Origin of the sequence: Nocardiopsis quinghaiensis (assembly GCF_008638365.1) — a bacterium.
GTDB lineage: Bacteria > Actinomycetota > Actinomycetes > Streptosporangiales > Streptosporangiaceae > Nocardiopsis > Nocardiopsis quinghaiensis.
This window is the reverse complement of record NZ_VWVU01000008.1, coordinates 178,976-196,275: the sequence shown is the minus strand read 5'-3', so window position 1 is coordinate 196,275 and position 17,300 is coordinate 178,976. Positions and strand designations below refer to the sequence as shown.

Below are 17,300 nucleotides of genomic sequence, written 5' to 3'. Positions count from 1 at the left end.
CCCGGATCACTTCCCGGCGACGCCGCCCTCGGTCACCGTGGTGTTGCGGCCGTGGTTGACCACCTCGGGGTCGCCTGAGGCGAAGGAGACGGTGTTGTCCACCCCGATCAGCACGATCTTGTCCGCCGAACCCACGTCGACGGTGGACCCGCGACCGGTGGCCCGCACCAGCCCGCAGCCGCCGTGCAGTATCACGACGGCGTCGTCCGCGGTGACCACGACCTCGCGGCCGCCGCAGTCCTCGTTGATCTCGGCGCCGTCGTCGACGATGATCAGTGTGTCGTCGTCGCTGACGTTGTGGTCGGGTATGACCACGTCGTCCCTGGCGCCCTCGGTGCCCGGGGCACCGTTGGGCACCTCGACGTCCTCATGCCCGAAGGCCAGACCGCAGCCGGGAAGCAGGAAGGTGAACAGCAGGCCACCGCCCGCAGCCGCCAAGAGCCGAACCCTCATGTTTCCCCCACAACCGGATAACCGGCAATTGCGACATACAGCTTGCGCGAAGCCAAGAGTATGTCACGCGGAGATAACCGTGCGACCTCGCTGTTCCCCAAACGTTCCTGTTCCGATACGCCCGCCCGCTCCGGCCCCGGCCCCCCGGAACCGGAACCGCCGTGCCGCGGGGGTCGGCGTCACCTCACCCCGGCCGCGTCCATACCGCGAAGCTCGCGTTTGAGCTCACCGATCTCGTCGCGCAACCTGGCCGCCAGCTCGAACCGGAGGTCGGTCGCCGCCTGGTGCATCTGCTCGCTCAGCTGCCCGATGAGGTCGGCCAGCTCCGCGCGCGGCATGGAGGAGACCTCGGCCGAGCGCTCGCCCAGGGCGGGTACCGGGGCACGGCCGCCCTTGGTCCCGGAGCTGCGGTAACCGGTGGACATGAGCTCCTCGGTGTCCACGTCCTCCCGGTTGAGCGTGTCCAGGATGTCGGCGATCTGCTTGCGCAGCGGCGTGGGGTCGATCCCGTGCTCGGCGTTGTAGGCCAGCTGCTTGTCGCGGCGCCGCGTGGTCTCGTCGATCGCCGACCGCATCGAGTCCGTGACGTTGTCGGCGTACATGTGCACCTGGCCCGCGACGTTGCGTGCCGCGCGACCGATCGTCTGGATCAGCGAGGTCTCCGAGCGCAGGAAACCCTCCTTGTCCGCGTCCAGGATCGCCACCAGCGACACCTCGGGCAGGTCCAGGCCCTCGCGCAGCAGGTTGATGCCCACCAGCACGTCGAACTCGCCCACCCGCAGCTCCCGCAGCAGCTCCACCCGGCGCAGCGTGTCCACCTCGCTGTGCAGGTAGCGCACCCGGATGCCCAGTTCGGCGAAGTAGTCGGTGAGGTCCTCGGCCATCTTCTTGGTGAGCGTGGTGACCAGCACCCGCTCCTGGCGCTCGGCGCGCACCCGGATCTCGTGCACCAGGTCGTCGATCTGCCCGTCGGTCGGCTTGACCAGCACCTCCGGGTCGACCAGGCCGGTGGGACGGATGACCTGCTCCACCACGTCGCCGCCACTCTGGCGCAGCTCGTAGCGGCCCGGGGTCGCCGACAGGTAGACGGCCTGCCCGATCCGCTCGGTGAACTCCTCCCACCTCAGCGGCCGGTTGTCCATCGCCGAGGGCAGCCGGAACCCGTGGTCGACCAGGGTGCGCTTGCGCGCGGCGTCGCCCTCGTACATCGCGCCGATCTGCGGGACGGTCACGTGCGACTCGTCCAGCACCAGCAGGAAGTCCTCGGGGAAGTAGTCCAGCAGGGTGTTGGGCGGGCTGCCCGGCTCGCGGTCGTCGAAGTGCCGCGAGTAGTTCTCGATGCCCGAACAGGTACCCAGCTGGCGCATCATCTCCAGGTCGTGGGTGGTGCGCATGCGCAGGCGCTGCGCCTCCAACAGCTTGCCCTGCGCCTCCAGGTCGGCCAGCCGCTCGCCCAGCTCCGCCTCGATCGAGGCGATCGCACGCTCGGTGCGCTCCTCACCGGCCACGTAGTGCGAGGCGGGGAAGATGAACATCTCCCGGCTCTCCCCCAGCACCTCGCCGGTGAGCGGGTGCAGGGTGAGCAGGCGCTCGACCTCGTCACCGAACATCTCGATGCGGATCGCCAGCTCCTCGTAGACCGGGATGATCTCGATGGTGTCGCCGCGCACGCGGAACGTGCCACGCGTGAACGCGGTGTCGTTGCGGGAGTACTGCATCTCCACCAGGCGGCGCAGCAGCTGGTCGCGGTCGACCTCCATACCCACCGCCAGCTGCGCCATCCGGTCCACGTACTCCTGCGGGGTGCCCAGGCCGTAGATGCACGAGACCGACGCGACCACGATGGTGTCCCGGCGTGTGAGCAGCGAGTTGGTCGCCGAGTGGCGCAGCCGCTCCACCTCGTCGTTGACCGAGGAGTCCTTCTCGATGAAGGTGTCGCTCTGCGGGACGTAGGCCTCGGGCTGGTAGTAGTCGTAGTAAGACACGAAGTACTCGACCGCGTTGTTCGGCAGCATCTGCCGCAGCTCGTTGGCGAACTGCGCCGCCAGGGTCTTGTTGGGCTGCATCACCAGGGTCGGCCGCTGGAGCCGCTCCACCGTCCACGCCACGGTCGCCGTCTTACCGGTACCGGTGGCGCCGAGCAGCACCGTGTGCGGATCCCCCGCACGCACCCGCCTGCTGATCTCGGTGATCGCGCCTGGCTGGTCCCCCGCCGGGGTCATCTCCGAGATCACCTCGAAGGGCGCCTCGCTGCGTTTGATGTCGCTGACCGGTCGCACGTCGCCTCTTCTCCCATCGAACGGCGGGCCGCCCCCGCGTCCGCGTGTCCCTCACCCCCAACGCTACCGACCGCCTGTGACATCCCTGTCGGGTCGTGGGTAGGGGGCTACCATCGAGACAGCGTGCTGTGTCCGAAGCGGAGGTGCCAGCCGTGTCCCATCCCCGCAGACCCACCTTCGACCCGGCCCTCCCTCCCCGTGCGGTCGCGCGTATGCGGGCCCACCCCGAGAGGCTGATCCCGAGCTCGTCCGGGCCCTCCCGCCGTCTCACCTGGAGGCGGGGGGCCGCGCTCACCGCCGCGGGAGGCAGCTCCCTCGCGGCCGTCGCCCTGCTCTCCCCGGCCGCCGGTGCCGTCCTCATGGCCCTGCTGTGTCTGGGGACGACCATGGCCGTTCTCGGACTGGTCTCCCTCAAGGGTTCCTTCACCGACGACTGGGCCGACCTGGTCATGCACGCCTTCTGGGCGCTGCCCGCCTCCGCGGTCGGGGTCATGGGCGCCCGGCTGCTGCTCGAACCGGTCGTCGGACCGCTCGGCTCGGTCGTCCCCGGCGACCCCACCACCGCGGCCCTCTACCTGGCCGTCGCCGTGGGCGGTACCGGGGCCGTCATGCGCCCGGGCATGGTCGCCCGTCTGGCCTCGGAGAACGCCGACCGCTACGTGCTGCCCGAGGACTTCGGCCGCCCCCACGGCTACGCCACCCGCCGCGACGAGCCCGAGGCGCACCTGTTCGCCCAGCTCCAGCAGGCCACCGACAGGGTGGAGGAGGGCGCCCGGGTACTGGGCGAGTCCTTCGACGCCGGCCTCACGCTGCCCCTGCTGCGCGAGGAGGAGTGGCGGATGTCCCAGGAGCTGCTACGGCTGCGCTCCCTGCGCAAGGAGCTGCTGCGGCGCAAGCGCGAGGCGGTGTCCGACCAGGTCACCCGGGCGCTCGAACCGCAGGAGGAGGCCGTGGGCCGCGCCCACGCGGCGCTCGCCGAGCGGGTCGGGGTGCTGATCGGCTACGGCGAGCGTGTGCACGCGGCGGTGACCGCACACCGCGAGTGGGAGCAGTGCCAGGAGATCGCCGACCGCGCCGCGGACTACGCCGACCTGGCGCTGTCCTCGTCCCAGGAGGCCATGCGCACCGAGGAGATCGACGACAGCCTGCTCAGCGTGGAGGCCGCGCACTCGGTCCGGGAGGAGCTGGTACGCGAGGCCGTGGACGCCGGCGCGTCCCTGTCCGCGGCCCTGCGCCGAGGACCGGGACAGCACATCTAGGCGCGCTTGAGGAGTTCGCTCCAGAGTTCGGCGACCCGCTCCCGCAGCTCCTCGCGGGTGCCGGAGTTGTCGACCACCAGGTCGGCGGCGGCCAGGCGGGCCTCCCGGTCGGCCTGCGCACGGATGCGGGCCCGCACCTGTTCGCGCGGCATGTCCCGGTTGACGGCCACCCGCTCCACCCGCACCTCGTCGGGGGCGTCGACCACGACCACCACGTCGTAGAGCGGTCCCAGTCCGTTCTCCACCAGCAGCGGGACGTCGTAGACGACCACCTCCACCCCGGAGGCCACCGCCTCCTCCATCAGCTGGGCGCTGCGCTCGCCCACAAGGGGGTGCACGATGGCGTTGAGCCGGGCCAGGCGTTCCTCGTCGGCGAAGACGATCTCGCCCAGCCTGGGCCGGTCCAGCCGCCCCTCCGGGGTGAGCACCTCCTCCCCGAACTCGGCGACGACCGCGGCCAGGCCGGGCGTGCCCGGCTCGACCACCTCCCGGGCGATGGCGTCGGCGTCGATGACGGTGGCGCCGTAGGCCGCCAGTCCGGCCGAGACCGCGCTCTTGCCGGAGCCGATCCCACCGGTGAGTCCCACTTTCAGCATGCCGAGAACCCTAGACCGCCGCTCCCCGCTCGGCGACGCCGCCCCCGTCGGACGGGTCCGGGGTGAGTTCCTTGCGCATGTGCACCATGACCAGGTGCTCGGCCACCCGTTCCCTGGAGGTCTCGGTGTACCCGAGCCCGCGGTAGAGCCGCTGCTGTCCGGCCTCCTGGGCACCGGTGGACAGGGCGAGCGCGGTCAGGTGGGGGTGGCGCTCGCGCAGGCGCCCTTCGACGTCGGCGAGCAGGGTCCGCGCGATCCCCCGGCGCCGCAGGTCGGGGACCACCGCCAGGCGGCCGACCACGGCGCTGGCGCCCATCACCCGCGCCCGGACCGCCCCGACCAGGCGGGTCCCGGAGACCGCCTTGAGCGCGAGGGTGTCCTCCTGCCCCAGCAGTCTTTCCACCCTCTCCAGGCTCTCCGTGAGCGGCAGCACGAACGGGTCGCCGAAGGCCTGGGCCTCGTCGACGAACGCGGCCCGCTGGAGGGTGAAGACCTCACCCGCGTCGGCGGGGGTGGCCGGGTGGATGTCGAACACGTCGCCTCCTCAACACGCCCCGCCCGTCGGGGACACGCCACGACCCTAGTTCCCCGCCCCACCGGAACCCCGGAGGCGGACCCGGACACGGCGAAGGGCCGCCCCCTCGCAAGAGGGGACGGCCCTTCGGGGCTGTCAGCGAGTCCTCGCGGACCTACCGGGCCTACTGCCTAGGCGTCGCCGCCCGCGAGCTTCTCGCGGAGGGCGGCCAGGGCCTCGTCCGAGGCCAGGGCGCCGCTGGAGGAAGCCTCCGAAGCGGGCTGGTTGGCGCTCTGGCCACCATCGCCGCCGGTGTACTCCTCTTCCTCCTCCGGGGCGGGCGCGTTCGCAGCGTCGGCCTCGGCCGCGAGGGCCTCCTCGACCTGCTTGCGGTGCGCCTCGAAGCGGGCCTGCGCCTCGGCGTAGCTGCGCTCCCACTCGTCCCGCTGGGCCTCGAAGCCCTCGAGCCACTCGCCGCTCTCGGCGTCGAAGCCCTCGGGGTACTTGTAGTTGCCCTGCTCGTCGTAGTCGGCCGCCATGCCGTACAGCGTGGGGTCGAAGTCGACCTGGTCCGGCGAGACGCTCTCGTTGGCCTGCTTCAGCGAGAGGCTGATGCGACGGCGGTCGAGGTCGATGTCGATGATCTTGACGAAGATCTCGGTACCGACCTGGACGACCTGCTCCGGCACCTCGACGTGGCGCTCGGCCAGCTCAGAGATGTGGACCAGACCCTCGATGCCCTCTTCGACGCGCACGAACGCACCGAACGGAACCAGCTTGGTGACCTTGCCGGGAACAACCTGGCCGATCTGGTGGGTCCGGGCGAACTGCTGCCACGGGTCTTCCTGCGTCGCCTTGAGCGACAGGGAGACGCGCTCGCGCTCCATGTCCACGTCGAGAACCTCGACGGTGACCTCCTGGCCGACCTCGACGACCTCGCTCGGGTGGTCGATGTGCTTCCAGGACAGCTCCGAGACGTGCACCAGGCCGTCGACGCCGCCCAGGTCCACGAAGGCACCGAAGTTGACGATCGAGGAGACGACGCCCTTGCGGATCTGCCCCTTCTGGAGGGTGTTGAGGAACGTCTGGCGAACCTCGGACTGGGTCTGCTCGAGCCAGGCGCGGCGGGACAGGACCACGTTGTTGCGGTTCTTGTCCAGCTCGATGATCTTCGCCTCGAGCTCACGGCCGACGTAGGGCTGCAGGTCGCGCACACGGCGCATCTCGACCAGGGAGGCGGGCAGGAAGCCGCGCAGACCGATGTCGAGGATGAGGCCGCCCTTGACGACCTCGATGACGGTGCCGGTGACGACGCCGTCCTCCTCCTTGATCTTCTCGATCGTGCCCCAGGCGCGCTCGTACTGGGCGCGCTTCTTGGACAGGATCAGACGACCCTCCTTGTCCTCCTTCTGGAGGACGAGGGCCTCGACCTGGTCGCCGACGGCAACAACCTCGCCGGGGTCGACGTCGTGCTTGATCGAGAGTTCCCTGGAAGGGATCACACCCTCGGTCTTGTAGCCGATGTCGAGCAAGACCTCGTCTCGATCGACCTTCACGATGGTGCCCTCGACAATGTCACCGTCGTTGAAGTACTTGATGGTCTCGTCGATCGCCGCGAGGAAGGCTTCCTCGGACCCGATGTCGTTGACCGCTACCTGGGGTGCCGAGGTGGCTTCGGTGCTGCTCGTCATTTGTGGGTGGACTCCGGATACGGACAGATTCAGGAAGATGGGCACGCCGTAGGTTCGAGCCCATCGATCCGTCGTCCGGAGGTGAGAAGCAGGGCCGTGGCGACACAGGGCCGCCTGACCACCAACCGCCGGGTCCAGAGTGTTGACCGAAGTGGTGCCATCCTGTTTGTCCCTCACTGGAGACAGCGGACGCCCGCACGAACCCACAACGCTGCAGCCAGAATATGAGACAAGGGCGTCCTGGTCAATCGGAACCCCGGCCCGCCAACCCGACGTAGGTCACAATGGCGGCAATTTACCCGAGTATGGCAGTCAAGATCAACTAGCGGTACCCCCACGTCCGCAGGGGCGTACCGCCTCTGGGTGAACGCCGGGCGCGCACCGGCGGGGCGTCCTGGGGCGCCGGAAAAAATATTGGGGGGAGCGGGTTACGGTCAGTCCATAGGAGGGCGGGAGCGTGACCGTTTGATCGCGCTCCGTTGCCGCTTGGCGTCCACGCGGCGCTGTCTGGCCCTCCGGCTGGGGCGGGTCGCACGGCGTTCGCGCGCGGGCGGGGCCGTGGCCTCCGCCAGCAGGACCGCCATCCGCTCCCTGGCCTCGACCCGGTTGCGCGCCTGCGACCGGGTCGTCTGCACCGTCACCGTCAGCACACCGTCGACCAGGCGCCCCCCGAGCCGCTCCAGCGCGCGCTGGCGCCGCGTGTGCCCCAGGCTGGTGCAGGCGGCCACGTCCAACGACAGCGACACCCGGGTGTCGGAGGTGTTGACGTGCTGGCCGCCCGGCCCGGAGGAGCGGGAGAACCGCCACGTGAGCGCGTCGGCGGGGATGGTGACCGAACCCACGGTCAGCCCTTCGGGGGCTCCGCCACGTGCCGTCACCGTTTCCGCCTCCTCGCGTCGTCCCACGGTTCTCCCGCGCCGCGGCTCAGTGCGCGGCGTCGTGCCAGTTCTGCCCGCTGCCGACCGAGACGGCCAGCGGGACACGCAGATCATAGGCGGAGCTCATCTGCCGCGTCACGAGGTTTTCGACCGCCTCGCGTTCGCCCGGAGCGATCTCCACCACGAGTTCGTCGTGCACCTGGAGCAGGACCCGCGAGGAGAAGCCGCCCTCGGTGAGCGCCGCGTCCACCCGGAGCATGGCCACCTTGATGATGTCGGCCGCCGACCCCTGGATGGGCGCGTTGAGCGCCATCCGCTCGGCCATCTCCCGGCGCTGGCGGTTGTCGCTCGTCAGGTCGGGCAGGTAGCGGCGGCGCCCCAGGATCGTCTCGGTGTAGCCGACCCTGCGGGCCTCCTCCACCACCGAGTCGAGGTAGTCGCGCACTCCGCCGAACTCGGCGAAGTAGTTCTCCATCAGGCGCTTGGCCTCCTCCGGCGCGATGCCCAGCTGCTGGGACAGGCCGTAGACGCTCAGCCCGTAGGCCAGGCCGTAGCTCATCGCCTTGATCTTGGAGCGCGCCTCTCCGTCGACCCGCTCGACCTCGACGTCGAAGACCTGCGCGGCCATCTGCGCGTGGAAGTCGTAGCCGCTGTCGAAGGCCTCGATCAGCGCCTGTTCGCCCGACAGGTGCGCCATGATGCGCAGCTCGATCTGGCTGTAGTCGGCGGTGAGCAGCTCGTCGAAGCCCTCGCCCACCACGAACGCCCGCCGGATGCGCCTTCCCACGTCGGTGCGCACCGGGATGTTCTGCAGGTTGGGCTCGGTGGAGCTGAGACGGCCGGTCGCGGCCACCGTCTGGTTGAAGGTGGTGTGGATGCGGCCGTCGTCGGCGATCGTCTTGATCAGCCCCTCGACCGTGGTCCGCAGCTTGGTCTGGTCGCGGTGGTGCAGCAGTACCGCGGGCAGCTCGTTGTCGGTCTGCGCCGCCAGCCACGCCAGCGCGTCCGCGTCGGTGGTGTAGCCCGTCTTGATCTTCTTGGTCCTGGGCAGGCCCAGCTCCTCGAACAGCACCTGCTGGAGCTGCTTGGGAGAGCCGAGGTTGAACTCGCGGCCCACCACCTCGTGCGCCCGCTCCACCGCGCCGCGGGCCGCGGAGGCGAACTCGCCCTGCAGGTCCTCCAGGTACTCGCGGTCGGCGGCGATCCCCGCCCGCTCCAGCCGCGCCAGCACGTCCACCAGCGGCAGTTCGACCTCGTGCAACAGGTGGGTGCCGCCCCTCTTGTCCAACTCCGCGGACAGCACCCCGGCCAGGTCGCGGGTGGCGCTCGCGCGCACCGCCAGCAGGTGCTGGTGGCCCGAGCCCGCCTCGCCGCCGTCGCCCAGGTCCAGGGTCAGCTGGTCGCCGGAGGAGGACTCCTCCAGCTCCCGGCCCAGGTACCTGCGGCACAGGTCGGCGAGGTCGAAGCGGCGCTGCCCCGGCTGGACCAGGTAGGCGGCCAGGGCGGTGTCGCTGACCACACCGCCCAGCGTCCACCCGTGCGCGCCCAGTGCGAGCAGGGCTCCCTTGCACTCGTGCACGACCTTGGGGCGGCCGGGGTCGGCCAGGAAGGCGGCCAGCGCCTCGGTGTCGGCCGGGTCCAGGGTGGTGGGGTCGACGAACACCGCCTCTCCCGAGGGCACGCTGACGGCCAGCGCGTCCACCCTGCCGGTGCCGCGGCCCCAGGTGCCGTCCACGGCCAGCCCTGCGGGCGCCGTGGGGGTGAGGGTGTCGCCGTCGGCGTTGTCAGGGGCGGCGTGCCGGGTGATCCAGGAGGCCAGCTCCCCGGTCCCGGCCACGGTCAGGTCGATCCGGAAGCCCTCGGCGGGCGCGGCGTCGGCCGCCTCCGCGCCGCCCTCCAGGCGGATCACGGAGTACAGGCGCTCGCGCAGGTTGGAGGCGAACTCCAGGTTGTCGAAGAGCGCGTCGATCCCGGTCCGGTCGGCCTCGCCCAGGCCCAGCGCCCTGACGTCCACGTCCAGGGCCACGTCCGTGGCCAGCTGGTTCAGGCGCTGGTTGCGCAGCACGTCGTCCAGGTGGTCGCGGAAGCTCTGCCCCGCCTTGCCGGGGAGCTCGTCGGCGTGGGCGACCAGCTCGTCCAGGGACCCGTACTTGGTGATCCACTTGGCGGCGGTCTTGGGACCCACCCCGGGCACGCCGGGCAGGTTGTCGGCCTTCTCCCCCACCAGGGCCGCCAGGTCGCGGTAGCGCTCCGGGGGGATCCCGTACTTGTCCTCGACCGCCGCGGGATCCATGCGCCGCAGGTCCGACAGGCTCTTTCCCGGGTACAGGACCGTGCAGGAGTCGGTGATCAGCTGGAAGGCGTCGCGGTCTCCGGAGGCGATGAGCACCTCCATCCCGGCCTCACCGCCCCGGTGGGCCAGCGTGGCGATGACGTCGTCGGCCTCGAAGCCCGGCGCGGACAGGTTGGCGACGCCGACCATCCGCATGAGGTCCTGGGTGAGGGGCACCTGGGAGGGGAACTCCGGCGGTGTGTCGGAGCGGCCGTCCTTGTACTCGGCGTACTCCTCGTGCCGGAAGGTGGGGCCGGACAGGTCCCATGCCACCGCGACGTGGGTGGGCTCCTCGTCCCGCAGCAACTTGACCAGCATCGACGCGAAGCCGTAGACGGCGTTGGTCGACTGTCCGGTACTCGTGCCGAACTTCTCCACCGGAAGCGCGAAGAACGCGCGGAAGGCCATCGAGTGGCCGTCCAGGAGAAGGAGGCGGGGGCGCTGGCCACCGCTGCCGGCGGGGGCCGTGCCGCCCGCCCCGGCGCTGGCCTGGGATGTCTGGTCGGGGGTCTCTCGCTTGGTCACCACAGACAAATCCTAGGATGCGATGCGGACACTTCGCGGCCACACCGCGAGAACACCGGAGGCCACCGCTCCGGACCGGAGGTCTCCTCCGCCGTCCGGAGCGGGTGGACACCCCAGCGGATCGGAAGGCACACACCATGACGACGGACTCCGAGGCGATGCGCCGGATGCTCGACACTGGCGCCCTGACCAGCGGGCTGGGCGAGCGCATGGGCATCGAGGTCACCGAGGCCTCCGCCGAGCGCGTGGTGGGACGGATGCCGGTGGAGGGCAACGTCCAGCCGTTCGGGCTGCTGCACGGGGGCGCCTCGTGCGTACTGGCCGAGTCCCTGGGATCGATCGGGTCCACCGCCCACGCCGCCCGGTTCGGCAGGACCGCGGTCGGTATCGAGATCAACGCCACCCACCACCGGTCGGCCACCGAGGGGTACGTGACCGGCGTGGCCACCCCGGTGCACCTGGGCCGGACGCTGGCCACGTGGGACATCACCATCACCGACGACGGGGGCCGGAAGGTGTGCACCTCCCGGCTCACGTGCATGCTGCGCGAGACGCCCCGCGGGTAGGGGAGACGGCGGGAGACGGCCGGAGGGACGGAACGTGTATAGGTCAAGGGTTTTTCTGTTTACGGAAGGACCGCTTCACACCCGCGTGCAGTACCTCTGTAGCTTTCCTACAGCCCGACCGCGGCTCTTGACGGTCGGGCTTCGTCGTCCCTGGTCGTCGCGACAGTTTGCTGCCCCCTGCACACGGATAGCTGCGAACTGTACAAATATCGGCCGCGAAAGCCCAGTGATGACTACAGGGGCATAACAGCATGACGGCGAGTCGGCACCAACGGCCGCTCCATGCTTTCCGATCCAGAACTTCCGTGATTAAGCTCCGCTAATGCTCCTGATTAAGTCATGCCACACACCGCGGGCATCAGGACGCACATGCACATCGGCACGGCTGCGTCACGCAGCACGTGTTTCGCCGGTTGAACGGAGTGACCACGATCATGGCAAGCAAGAAGGTCCTAGGCCTCACTGCCGCAACCGCGGCCCTTGTACTCGGCCTGACCGCGTGTGGCAGCGGGGGCGGCGAAGGAGACGGCGGTGACGGAGGGGACGACCAGTTCACCTACGGCATCCTCTACCCGCAGACCGGTGACCTCGCCTTCCTCGGCCCGCCCCAGATCACCGCGGCGGAATACGCGATCTCCGAGATCAACGAGGCCGGCGGCATCCTCGGCAACGAGGTCCCCGACATCGTCCAGGGTGACGAGGCCGGCGACAACGCACAGGCCAACGAGGCCGCCAACAGCCTCGTCTCGGACGAGGTGGACGCCGTCATCGGCGCCGCCGCCTCCGGTATGACCCAGGCGACCTACGACACCATCACCGGCGCCGAGATCGTCCAGTGCTCCGGTTCCAACACCTCCGCCGCGCTGAGCGACATCGAGGACAACGGCTACTACTTCCGTACCGCGCCCAGCGACAAGCTCTCCGCCGTGGTGATGGCCCGCAAGATCGCTGACGAGGGCCACGCGAACGTCGGCATCGTCGCCCGCGCCGACGACTACGGCGGCGGCTACGCCAACGCCCTCCAGACGGAACTGGAGAACCTCGGCGCCCAGGTCGTCGTCAACGAGACCTACGACCCCATGGCCACCACCTTCGACTCGGTCGTCGGCAGCGTTGCCAACGAGGAGCCGGACGCCGTCGCGCTCATCGCCTTCGAGGAGGGCGCGCAGGTCATCGCCCAGCTCCTGGAGAGCGACATCGAGGGTGAGCAGATCTTCGTCACCGACGGCCTCAACGACCCGAACCTGGGCGAGACCGTCAACCAGGAGGACCCGGACATCGTCAACGGCATCACCGGTGTCGCCCCGAGTGCGGAGAACCCCGAGTTCACGGAGGGTCTGACCAGCTACAACGAGGAGCTGGAGGTCTTCCAGTTCGCCCCGCAGGTCTACGACTGCGTCACCGTGATCGCCCTGGCCGCCGAGGCCGCCGGCAGCGCGAACGCGTCCGACTACGTGGCCGAACTGCCCAACGTCAGCCGTCCCGAGGGCACCGAGTGCTCCTCCTTCTCCGAGTGCAGCGACCTGCTGGCCGACGGTGAGGAGATCAACTACCAGGGTGCCAGCGGCAACATCGACTTCGACGACAACGGCGACCCGACCGCCGCCACCTTCGAGATCTTCCACTACGGAGACGACGGTCACGAGGTCCTGGCCTACGAGGAGCACTCCCTCCAGGACTAGGTGAGGAACGGTCGGCCTCGGCCGCCCGTCACCGAGCACGAGGAGCGCCCCGGGAGATCCTTCTCCCGGGGCGCTCCTCTCTGTCCGTGTTCGCCCGTCCCCGTCGGAGGGGGCGTGGGGCTCGCGGGGCGGGCCGGACTCCCGGGCTCCGGGAAGGAGGTGTGGTCGGCCTCCCTCCTCCCCTACCGCCCCTCCCTCCGTCTCCTCACCGGGACCAGCGACGGGCGATGTCGGCGGCCAGGGCGCGCAGTTCCTCGGCGGAGCGGCTCATGGCCGCCTCCACCGAACCGGCGGACTCGACGAGGGAGTAGGTCTCGGTGATCCCTGCGTCGGCGGCCTCGGCCCGGCCGACCTTCACGGCCCCGGCGGTGACGATGCAGGGAACACCGTGCTGACGGGCGACCTGGGCGACGCCGTGCGGGAGCTTGCCGCGCAGGGACTGGGAGTCGAAGGAGCCCTCGCCGGTGACGACGAGGTCGGCGCCGTCGAGGCGCTCCGTCAGGCGAACGGAGTCGAGGACACGGCTGATGCCGGACTCGACGGTGCCACCGAGGAGGAGCAGGGCGAAGCCCAGACCGCCCGCGGCGCCGGCGCCGGGGACGTCACGGGTGCTCTTGTCGGGGTCGACCCGGTCGGCGAAGGCGGCGAGGGCCGCGTCGAGGCGCTGGACCTGGTCGGGGTCGGCGCCCTTCTGCGGGCCGAAGACGGCACTGGCGCCGTGGATGCCGAGGAGGGGGTTGTCGACGTCGGTGGCGGCGACGAGGCGGGCCCCCGCCAGGGTCTGGCGGGCGGCTTCCAGGTCGACGGAGCCGACGTGCTCGGCCAGGGGGCCGCCGCCGCGGCCGAGGTGGTCGCCGGGGGTGGCGCCGAGGGCCGCGAGGAGCCCGGCTCCGGCATCGTTGGTGGAGCTGCCGCCGAGGCCGACGACGACGGTGCGTGCGCCCGCACGGACCGCGTGGGCGACCAGCTCGCCCACACCGCGGGTGGTGGTGCGGCCGGGGTCGCGGTCGTCGGCGGGTACCAGGTGGAGACCGCAGGCCTGGGCGCTCTCCACGTAGGCGGTGTCACCGTCGAGGAGGTACTCCGCGGTCACGGGTGCGCCGAGGGGACCGGTCACCTCGGCTCGGTGCACCTCGCCGCCGAGGGCGGTGTGCAGCACCTCGACGAACCCGGGACCGCCGTCGGAGAGCGGAAGCAGCTCCGTCCGGGCGGAGGGGTCGGTCCGGTGCCAGCCGTCGGCGACGGCCTGGGCGGCTTCGAGCGCGGAGAGGGTGCCGGCGAACTTGTCAGGAGCGATGAGGATACGCACGGACCCAAGTGTGCCAGGCCACATTCCCCCGGCTTCGGGGTACCCCTGGTCAGAGGCCGCGCGCTCCTGGTCAGAGCCCGGGGGCGCCGTAGACGGGGAACCAGCGGGAGCGGTCCTTCTCCAGTGGCAGGTCCGCGCCGATGGCCGCCTCGGCCTGGAGTTCGAGGGCGTTGTCCCTGCGCTGGCCGCCGGCGGGCGCGAAGGGGTAGAAGGTGCCGCGCTTGTAGAGGTAGACCAGCCCCAGATGGCGGCTGCCGTCGGTGAAGCCGACCAGGGAGCACAGCAGGGAGGGCCCGTACCCGTTGGCCTCCAGGGTGGAGTTGACGGCGTGCAGGTCGGTCACCAGGCCGGTGATGTCGGGAGCGTCGGTCCCGTCCCCGGAGGCCGGGGCGCCCTGCGAGCGGACCACCAGCCAGGTGTAGCCGTAGTCGTCGGTGACCTGGTCGACGGGCGGGCCCCCACCGGTGTCGAGCAACTCGGTGACGTCGCGCTTCAGGTCGGCGAAGGCGGCGCCCTCGGCGGCGCGGAAGGCGACGGAGCCGGTGCCGGTCGGCCGGAAGCCCGCGGCGGCACGCAGGGTGACGGACGCCGAGGGCAGCCCGAACAGGGCGTCGAGGTCGGGTTGGGCCGGTTCGGAACGCCCGAGCAGGGCTCGCCAGAAACTCATCGTGTCCCCTCTGTCCTCTCGGGGTCTGGGATCGGCCGTGTGCGGCCGACGTGTGCGGCCGGGCCGGCCGCGGTCAACCGCCCTGGCCGAGCTGCCTGGAGATGTCGGACAGCTGGGCCAGGCGCTGCTGTACGGGCGGGTGGGTCGCGATCAGCTGGCTGAAGCTGAACCCCTTGCGGGAGACGGCCGGCGCGAAGAAGAAGGCGTTGAACGGCTCCGCCTGGCGCAGGTCGCGGGTGGGTATCCGGGCCATGTCGCCGGTGATCTTGGTCAGGGCGCTGCCCAGCATGGACGGGCGCCCGGTGAGGTAGGCGGCGGCGCGGTCGGCGGACAGCTCCCGGTAGCGCGACAGCGCCCGGGTGAGCAGGAAGCTGAGCGCCCAGGCGACCGCGCTGACCAGCACGACGAGCAGGGCGATCACGGCCGGGGCGGGGCCGTTGTTGTTGCGCATCCCCCCGGTGAACATGGCGAAGCGCAGTCCGGCCTGGGTGAGGAACCCGGCGACGATGCCGAGGAAGCCGGCGATGGTCATCACCATGACGTCGCGGTGGGCGACGTGGGACAGCTCGTGGGCCAGGACCGCCTCCAGCTCGGAGTTCTCCAGGCGGCGCATGAGGCCGGTCGTCACGCAGATGACCGCGGACTTCTCGCTGTGCCCGGTGGCGAAGGCGTTGGGGACGTCGGTGTCGGCGATCCCCACGCGGGGCTTGGGCATGTCCGCCATGGCGCACAGCCGGTCGATCACGGCGTGCAGGTCGGGCGCCTGCTGGGGGGTGACCTCCTTGGCCCCCATGGAGAACATGGCGATCTTGTCGGAGGCGAAGTAGCTGAACAGCGCGAACCCGGCGACGATGAGCAGGACCAGCCATACGCTGAGGCCCGCCAGGACCAGCCCGGCGATGAAGGCCACGTAGACCAGGGCGAGAAGGCCCATGGTCATCACCATGCGGGCGGTCAGCCCCCGGTCAGGTCTGAACTTGGAACCGGCCATGCCGTAGTCCTCTCCGCCGACACGTCGACTGTCTCGGAGTGTAGTTCGCCCAGGTGCGAAAGAACCCAAGGCGGTGCGCAGCGTGTTCCGCCCCGCCGTCCCCGGGTGGCGCCCGTGGCGCCCTCCCCCGCGCCGCACCCGACCACTCCAACGAACGAGGCACCGGCCGCGGTTCCTGTGGACGGCGGAACACTCCTCGTCCGCCCCGCGCCCCGCAGCGCCTGCGCGCACGACAAGGCCGCCGTGCCCCCTGGGGGATCACGGCGGCCTGGAAACGCGCGCGCAGGCACCGAGCTGGGCTCCGACCGGCCGTGGCCTGGCCTGGCGGGGACCCCGCTCACCCTGTCCGGACGCACCTGGACGGAAACGGTGCGTCTGGACGGAAACGGTCCTAGCCGGGGATGAGCCCGTCGTCCTGCAGCATCTCCCGTACCTCTTCCATGGTGGCGTCGGCGGGCGGGAGGATGAACTGCGAGGGCTCCAGGGCGTCGGCCTCCAGCGGCCTGCCGTCCTCACGCACCTTCTCCAACAGGTCGTGCAGAGCCTGGCGGAACGTGGCCTCGTCGCCCGACTCGATGGCGGACTCCAGCTGGGAGTCGAAGGAGTTGATCAGCTCCAGGTCGGCGTCGGTGAGGTCGAGCTGTCCCTCACCCATGATGCGGACGATCACGCGCCCTCCCGATTGCCGGTGTTGCCAGCGCCGTTGCCACCGCGCTCGATCTGCTGGGTGGAGCCGCTGTCACCCTGCCCGAGCTCCATCTTCATGCGCTCCAGGTCGGCCTCGACGCTGGTGGTGCTGGCCATGTTGTCGAGCTCGCTCTGAATGTCGTCCCGGGCGGTGCCGGTGACGTCGTCGAGCGCGCCGGAGGCGAGCAGCTCGTCGACGGCGCCCGCACGGGCCTGCATGTCGGCGGTCTTGTCCTCGGCGCGCTGGACGGCCATGCCGACGTCGCCCATCTCCTCGGAGATGCCCGAGAAGGCCTCGCTGATCTGCGTCTGGGCCTGGGCGGCGGTGTAGGTGGCCTTGATGGTCTCCTTGCGCGTGCGGAAGGCGTCCACCTTGGTCTGCAGGCGCTGCGCCGCCATCGTGAGCTTCTGTTCCTCGCCCTGGAGGTTGGCGTGCTGCTCGCGCAGGCCCTCGATCTGCTGGGTCAGGCCGGAGCGGCGGGTCAGGGCCTCGCGGGCGAGGTCCTCCCGGCCCTGGGTCAGGGCCGCCCGGCTCTGGGTCTCCAGTTTGCCGGACTGCTGCTCCAACTGCTGGATCTGGAGCTCGACGCGCTTGCGGGAGGTCGCGACGTCGGCCACACCACGACGCACCTTCTGCAAGAGTTCAAGCTGTTTTTGGTACGAGTAGTCGAGTGTCTCCCTTGGGTCCTCGACCGAGTCCAAGGCTCTGTTGGCCTTGGACCTGAAGATCATCGAAAGTCGCTGAAACACGCTCATCGGCGTGGCCGTCCCCTTCTCGGTGCGTACATCGGCTGTTCCCAGCGGGCGCTTTGCCCAACCCTACGCGCTCTGGCCTGCGGTCGCCATAATGCGACGAGCGGCTACCCTGTGG

General features: G+C 70.5%; 15 protein-coding genes. 3 read left to right on the top strand and 12 right to left on the bottom strand.

Features of this window, described 5'->3' with window-relative positions; genetic code table 11:
• Positions 1–6: 6 nt before the first annotated feature.
• The gene (locus tag FYX01_RS17360; RefSeq protein ID WP_150242625.1) at positions 7–453 is read right to left on the bottom strand and encodes a DUF3060 domain-containing protein; all 447 of its coding nucleotides are present in this window, start codon (positions 451–453) and stop codon (positions 7–9) included.
• 179 nt (positions 454–632) lie between these two features.
• Complete coding sequence (gene uvrB, locus FYX01_RS17355) at positions 633–2,732, bottom strand: excinuclease ABC subunit UvrB (protein WP_150242623.1); 2,100 nt, start codon at positions 2,730–2,732, stop codon at positions 633–635.
• Between the two features lie 152 nt (positions 2,733–2,884).
• On the opposite strand from uvrB, the gene FYX01_RS17350 reads away from it, so the two are divergent.
• Positions 2,885–3,991: a hypothetical protein gene (locus FYX01_RS17350; protein ID WP_223830510.1), complete on the top strand. Its 1,107-nt coding sequence runs from the start codon at positions 2,885–2,887 to the stop codon at positions 3,989–3,991.
• Here the strand turns inward: FYX01_RS17350 and coaE are convergent.
• The 5 genes from coaE to polA all read right to left on the bottom strand — a co-directional run bounded on the left by coaE (position 3,988) and on the right by polA (position 10,530).
• Positions 3,988–4,587, bottom strand: coding sequence for a dephospho-CoA kinase (gene coaE, locus FYX01_RS17345; protein WP_150242621.1), 600 nt, complete (start codon positions 4,585–4,587; stop codon positions 3,988–3,990). The genes FYX01_RS17350 and coaE overlap by 4 nt on opposite strands.
• A 10-nt stretch (positions 4,588–4,597) precedes the next feature.
• Positions 4,598–5,122: a GNAT family N-acetyltransferase gene (locus FYX01_RS17340; RefSeq protein WP_150242619.1), complete on the bottom strand. Its 525-nt coding sequence runs from the start codon at positions 5,120–5,122 to the stop codon at positions 4,598–4,600.
• Between the two features lie 170 nt (positions 5,123–5,292).
• A complete protein-coding gene (rpsA, locus tag FYX01_RS17335; protein WP_150242617.1) occupies positions 5,293–6,792 on the bottom strand; it encodes a 30S ribosomal protein S1 in 1,500 nt (499 codons plus the stop codon).
• 434 nt (positions 6,793–7,226) lie between these two features.
• Entirely contained in the window at positions 7,227–7,670 is a 444-nt protein-coding gene (gene arfB, locus FYX01_RS17330; RefSeq protein WP_223830509.1) for an alternative ribosome rescue aminoacyl-tRNA hydrolase ArfB, read from the bottom strand.
• A gap of 46 nt (positions 7,671–7,716) precedes the next feature.
• Entirely contained in the window at positions 7,717–10,530 is a 2,814-nt protein-coding gene (gene polA / locus FYX01_RS17325) for a DNA polymerase I (protein WP_150242613.1), read from the bottom strand.
• A gap of 134 nt (positions 10,531–10,664) precedes the next feature.
• On the opposite strand from polA, the gene FYX01_RS17320 reads away from it, so the two are divergent.
• Positions 10,665–11,093: a PaaI family thioesterase gene (locus FYX01_RS17320; RefSeq protein ID WP_150242611.1), complete on the top strand. Its 429-nt coding sequence runs from the start codon at positions 10,665–10,667 to the stop codon at positions 11,091–11,093.
• Between the two features lie 434 nt (positions 11,094–11,527).
• Positions 11,528–12,775, top strand: a complete 1,248-nt coding sequence (locus tag FYX01_RS17315) for an ABC transporter substrate-binding protein (protein ID WP_150242609.1) — start codon at positions 11,528–11,530, stop codon at positions 12,773–12,775.
• A 205-nt stretch (positions 12,776–12,980) separates the two neighbouring features.
• Here the strand turns inward: FYX01_RS17315 and FYX01_RS17310 are convergent, their stop codons facing one another.
• The 5 genes from FYX01_RS17310 to FYX01_RS17290 all read right to left on the bottom strand — a co-directional run bounded on the left by FYX01_RS17310 (position 12,981) and on the right by FYX01_RS17290 (position 17,185).
• On the bottom strand, positions 12,981–14,084 hold the full coding sequence (locus tag FYX01_RS17310) for a glycerate kinase family protein (protein WP_150242607.1): 1,104 nt from the start codon (positions 14,082–14,084) through the stop codon (positions 12,981–12,983).
• A gap of 70 nt (positions 14,085–14,154) precedes the next feature.
• Positions 14,155–14,751 (bottom strand): PspA-associated protein PspAB, encoded by a 597-nt coding sequence (gene pspAB / locus FYX01_RS17305; protein ID WP_150242605.1) that lies wholly within the window; start codon positions 14,749–14,751, stop codon positions 14,155–14,157.
• A gap of 73 nt (positions 14,752–14,824) precedes the next feature.
• Positions 14,825–15,742, bottom strand: a complete 918-nt coding sequence (gene htpX, locus FYX01_RS17300; protein ID WP_150242604.1) for a zinc metalloprotease HtpX — start codon at positions 15,740–15,742, stop codon at positions 14,825–14,827.
• Between the two features lie 391 nt (positions 15,743–16,133).
• Complete coding sequence (gene pspAA, locus FYX01_RS17295) at positions 16,134–16,412, bottom strand: PspA-associated protein PspAA (RefSeq protein ID WP_150242602.1); 279 nt, start codon at positions 16,410–16,412, stop codon at positions 16,134–16,136.
• On the bottom strand, positions 16,409–17,185 hold the full coding sequence (locus FYX01_RS17290) for a PspA/IM30 family protein (protein WP_150242600.1): 777 nt from the start codon (positions 17,183–17,185) through the stop codon (positions 16,409–16,411). Before FYX01_RS17290 ends, pspAA begins: the two co-directional genes overlap by 4 nt.
• Between the last annotated feature and the right edge of the window lie 115 nt (positions 17,186–17,300).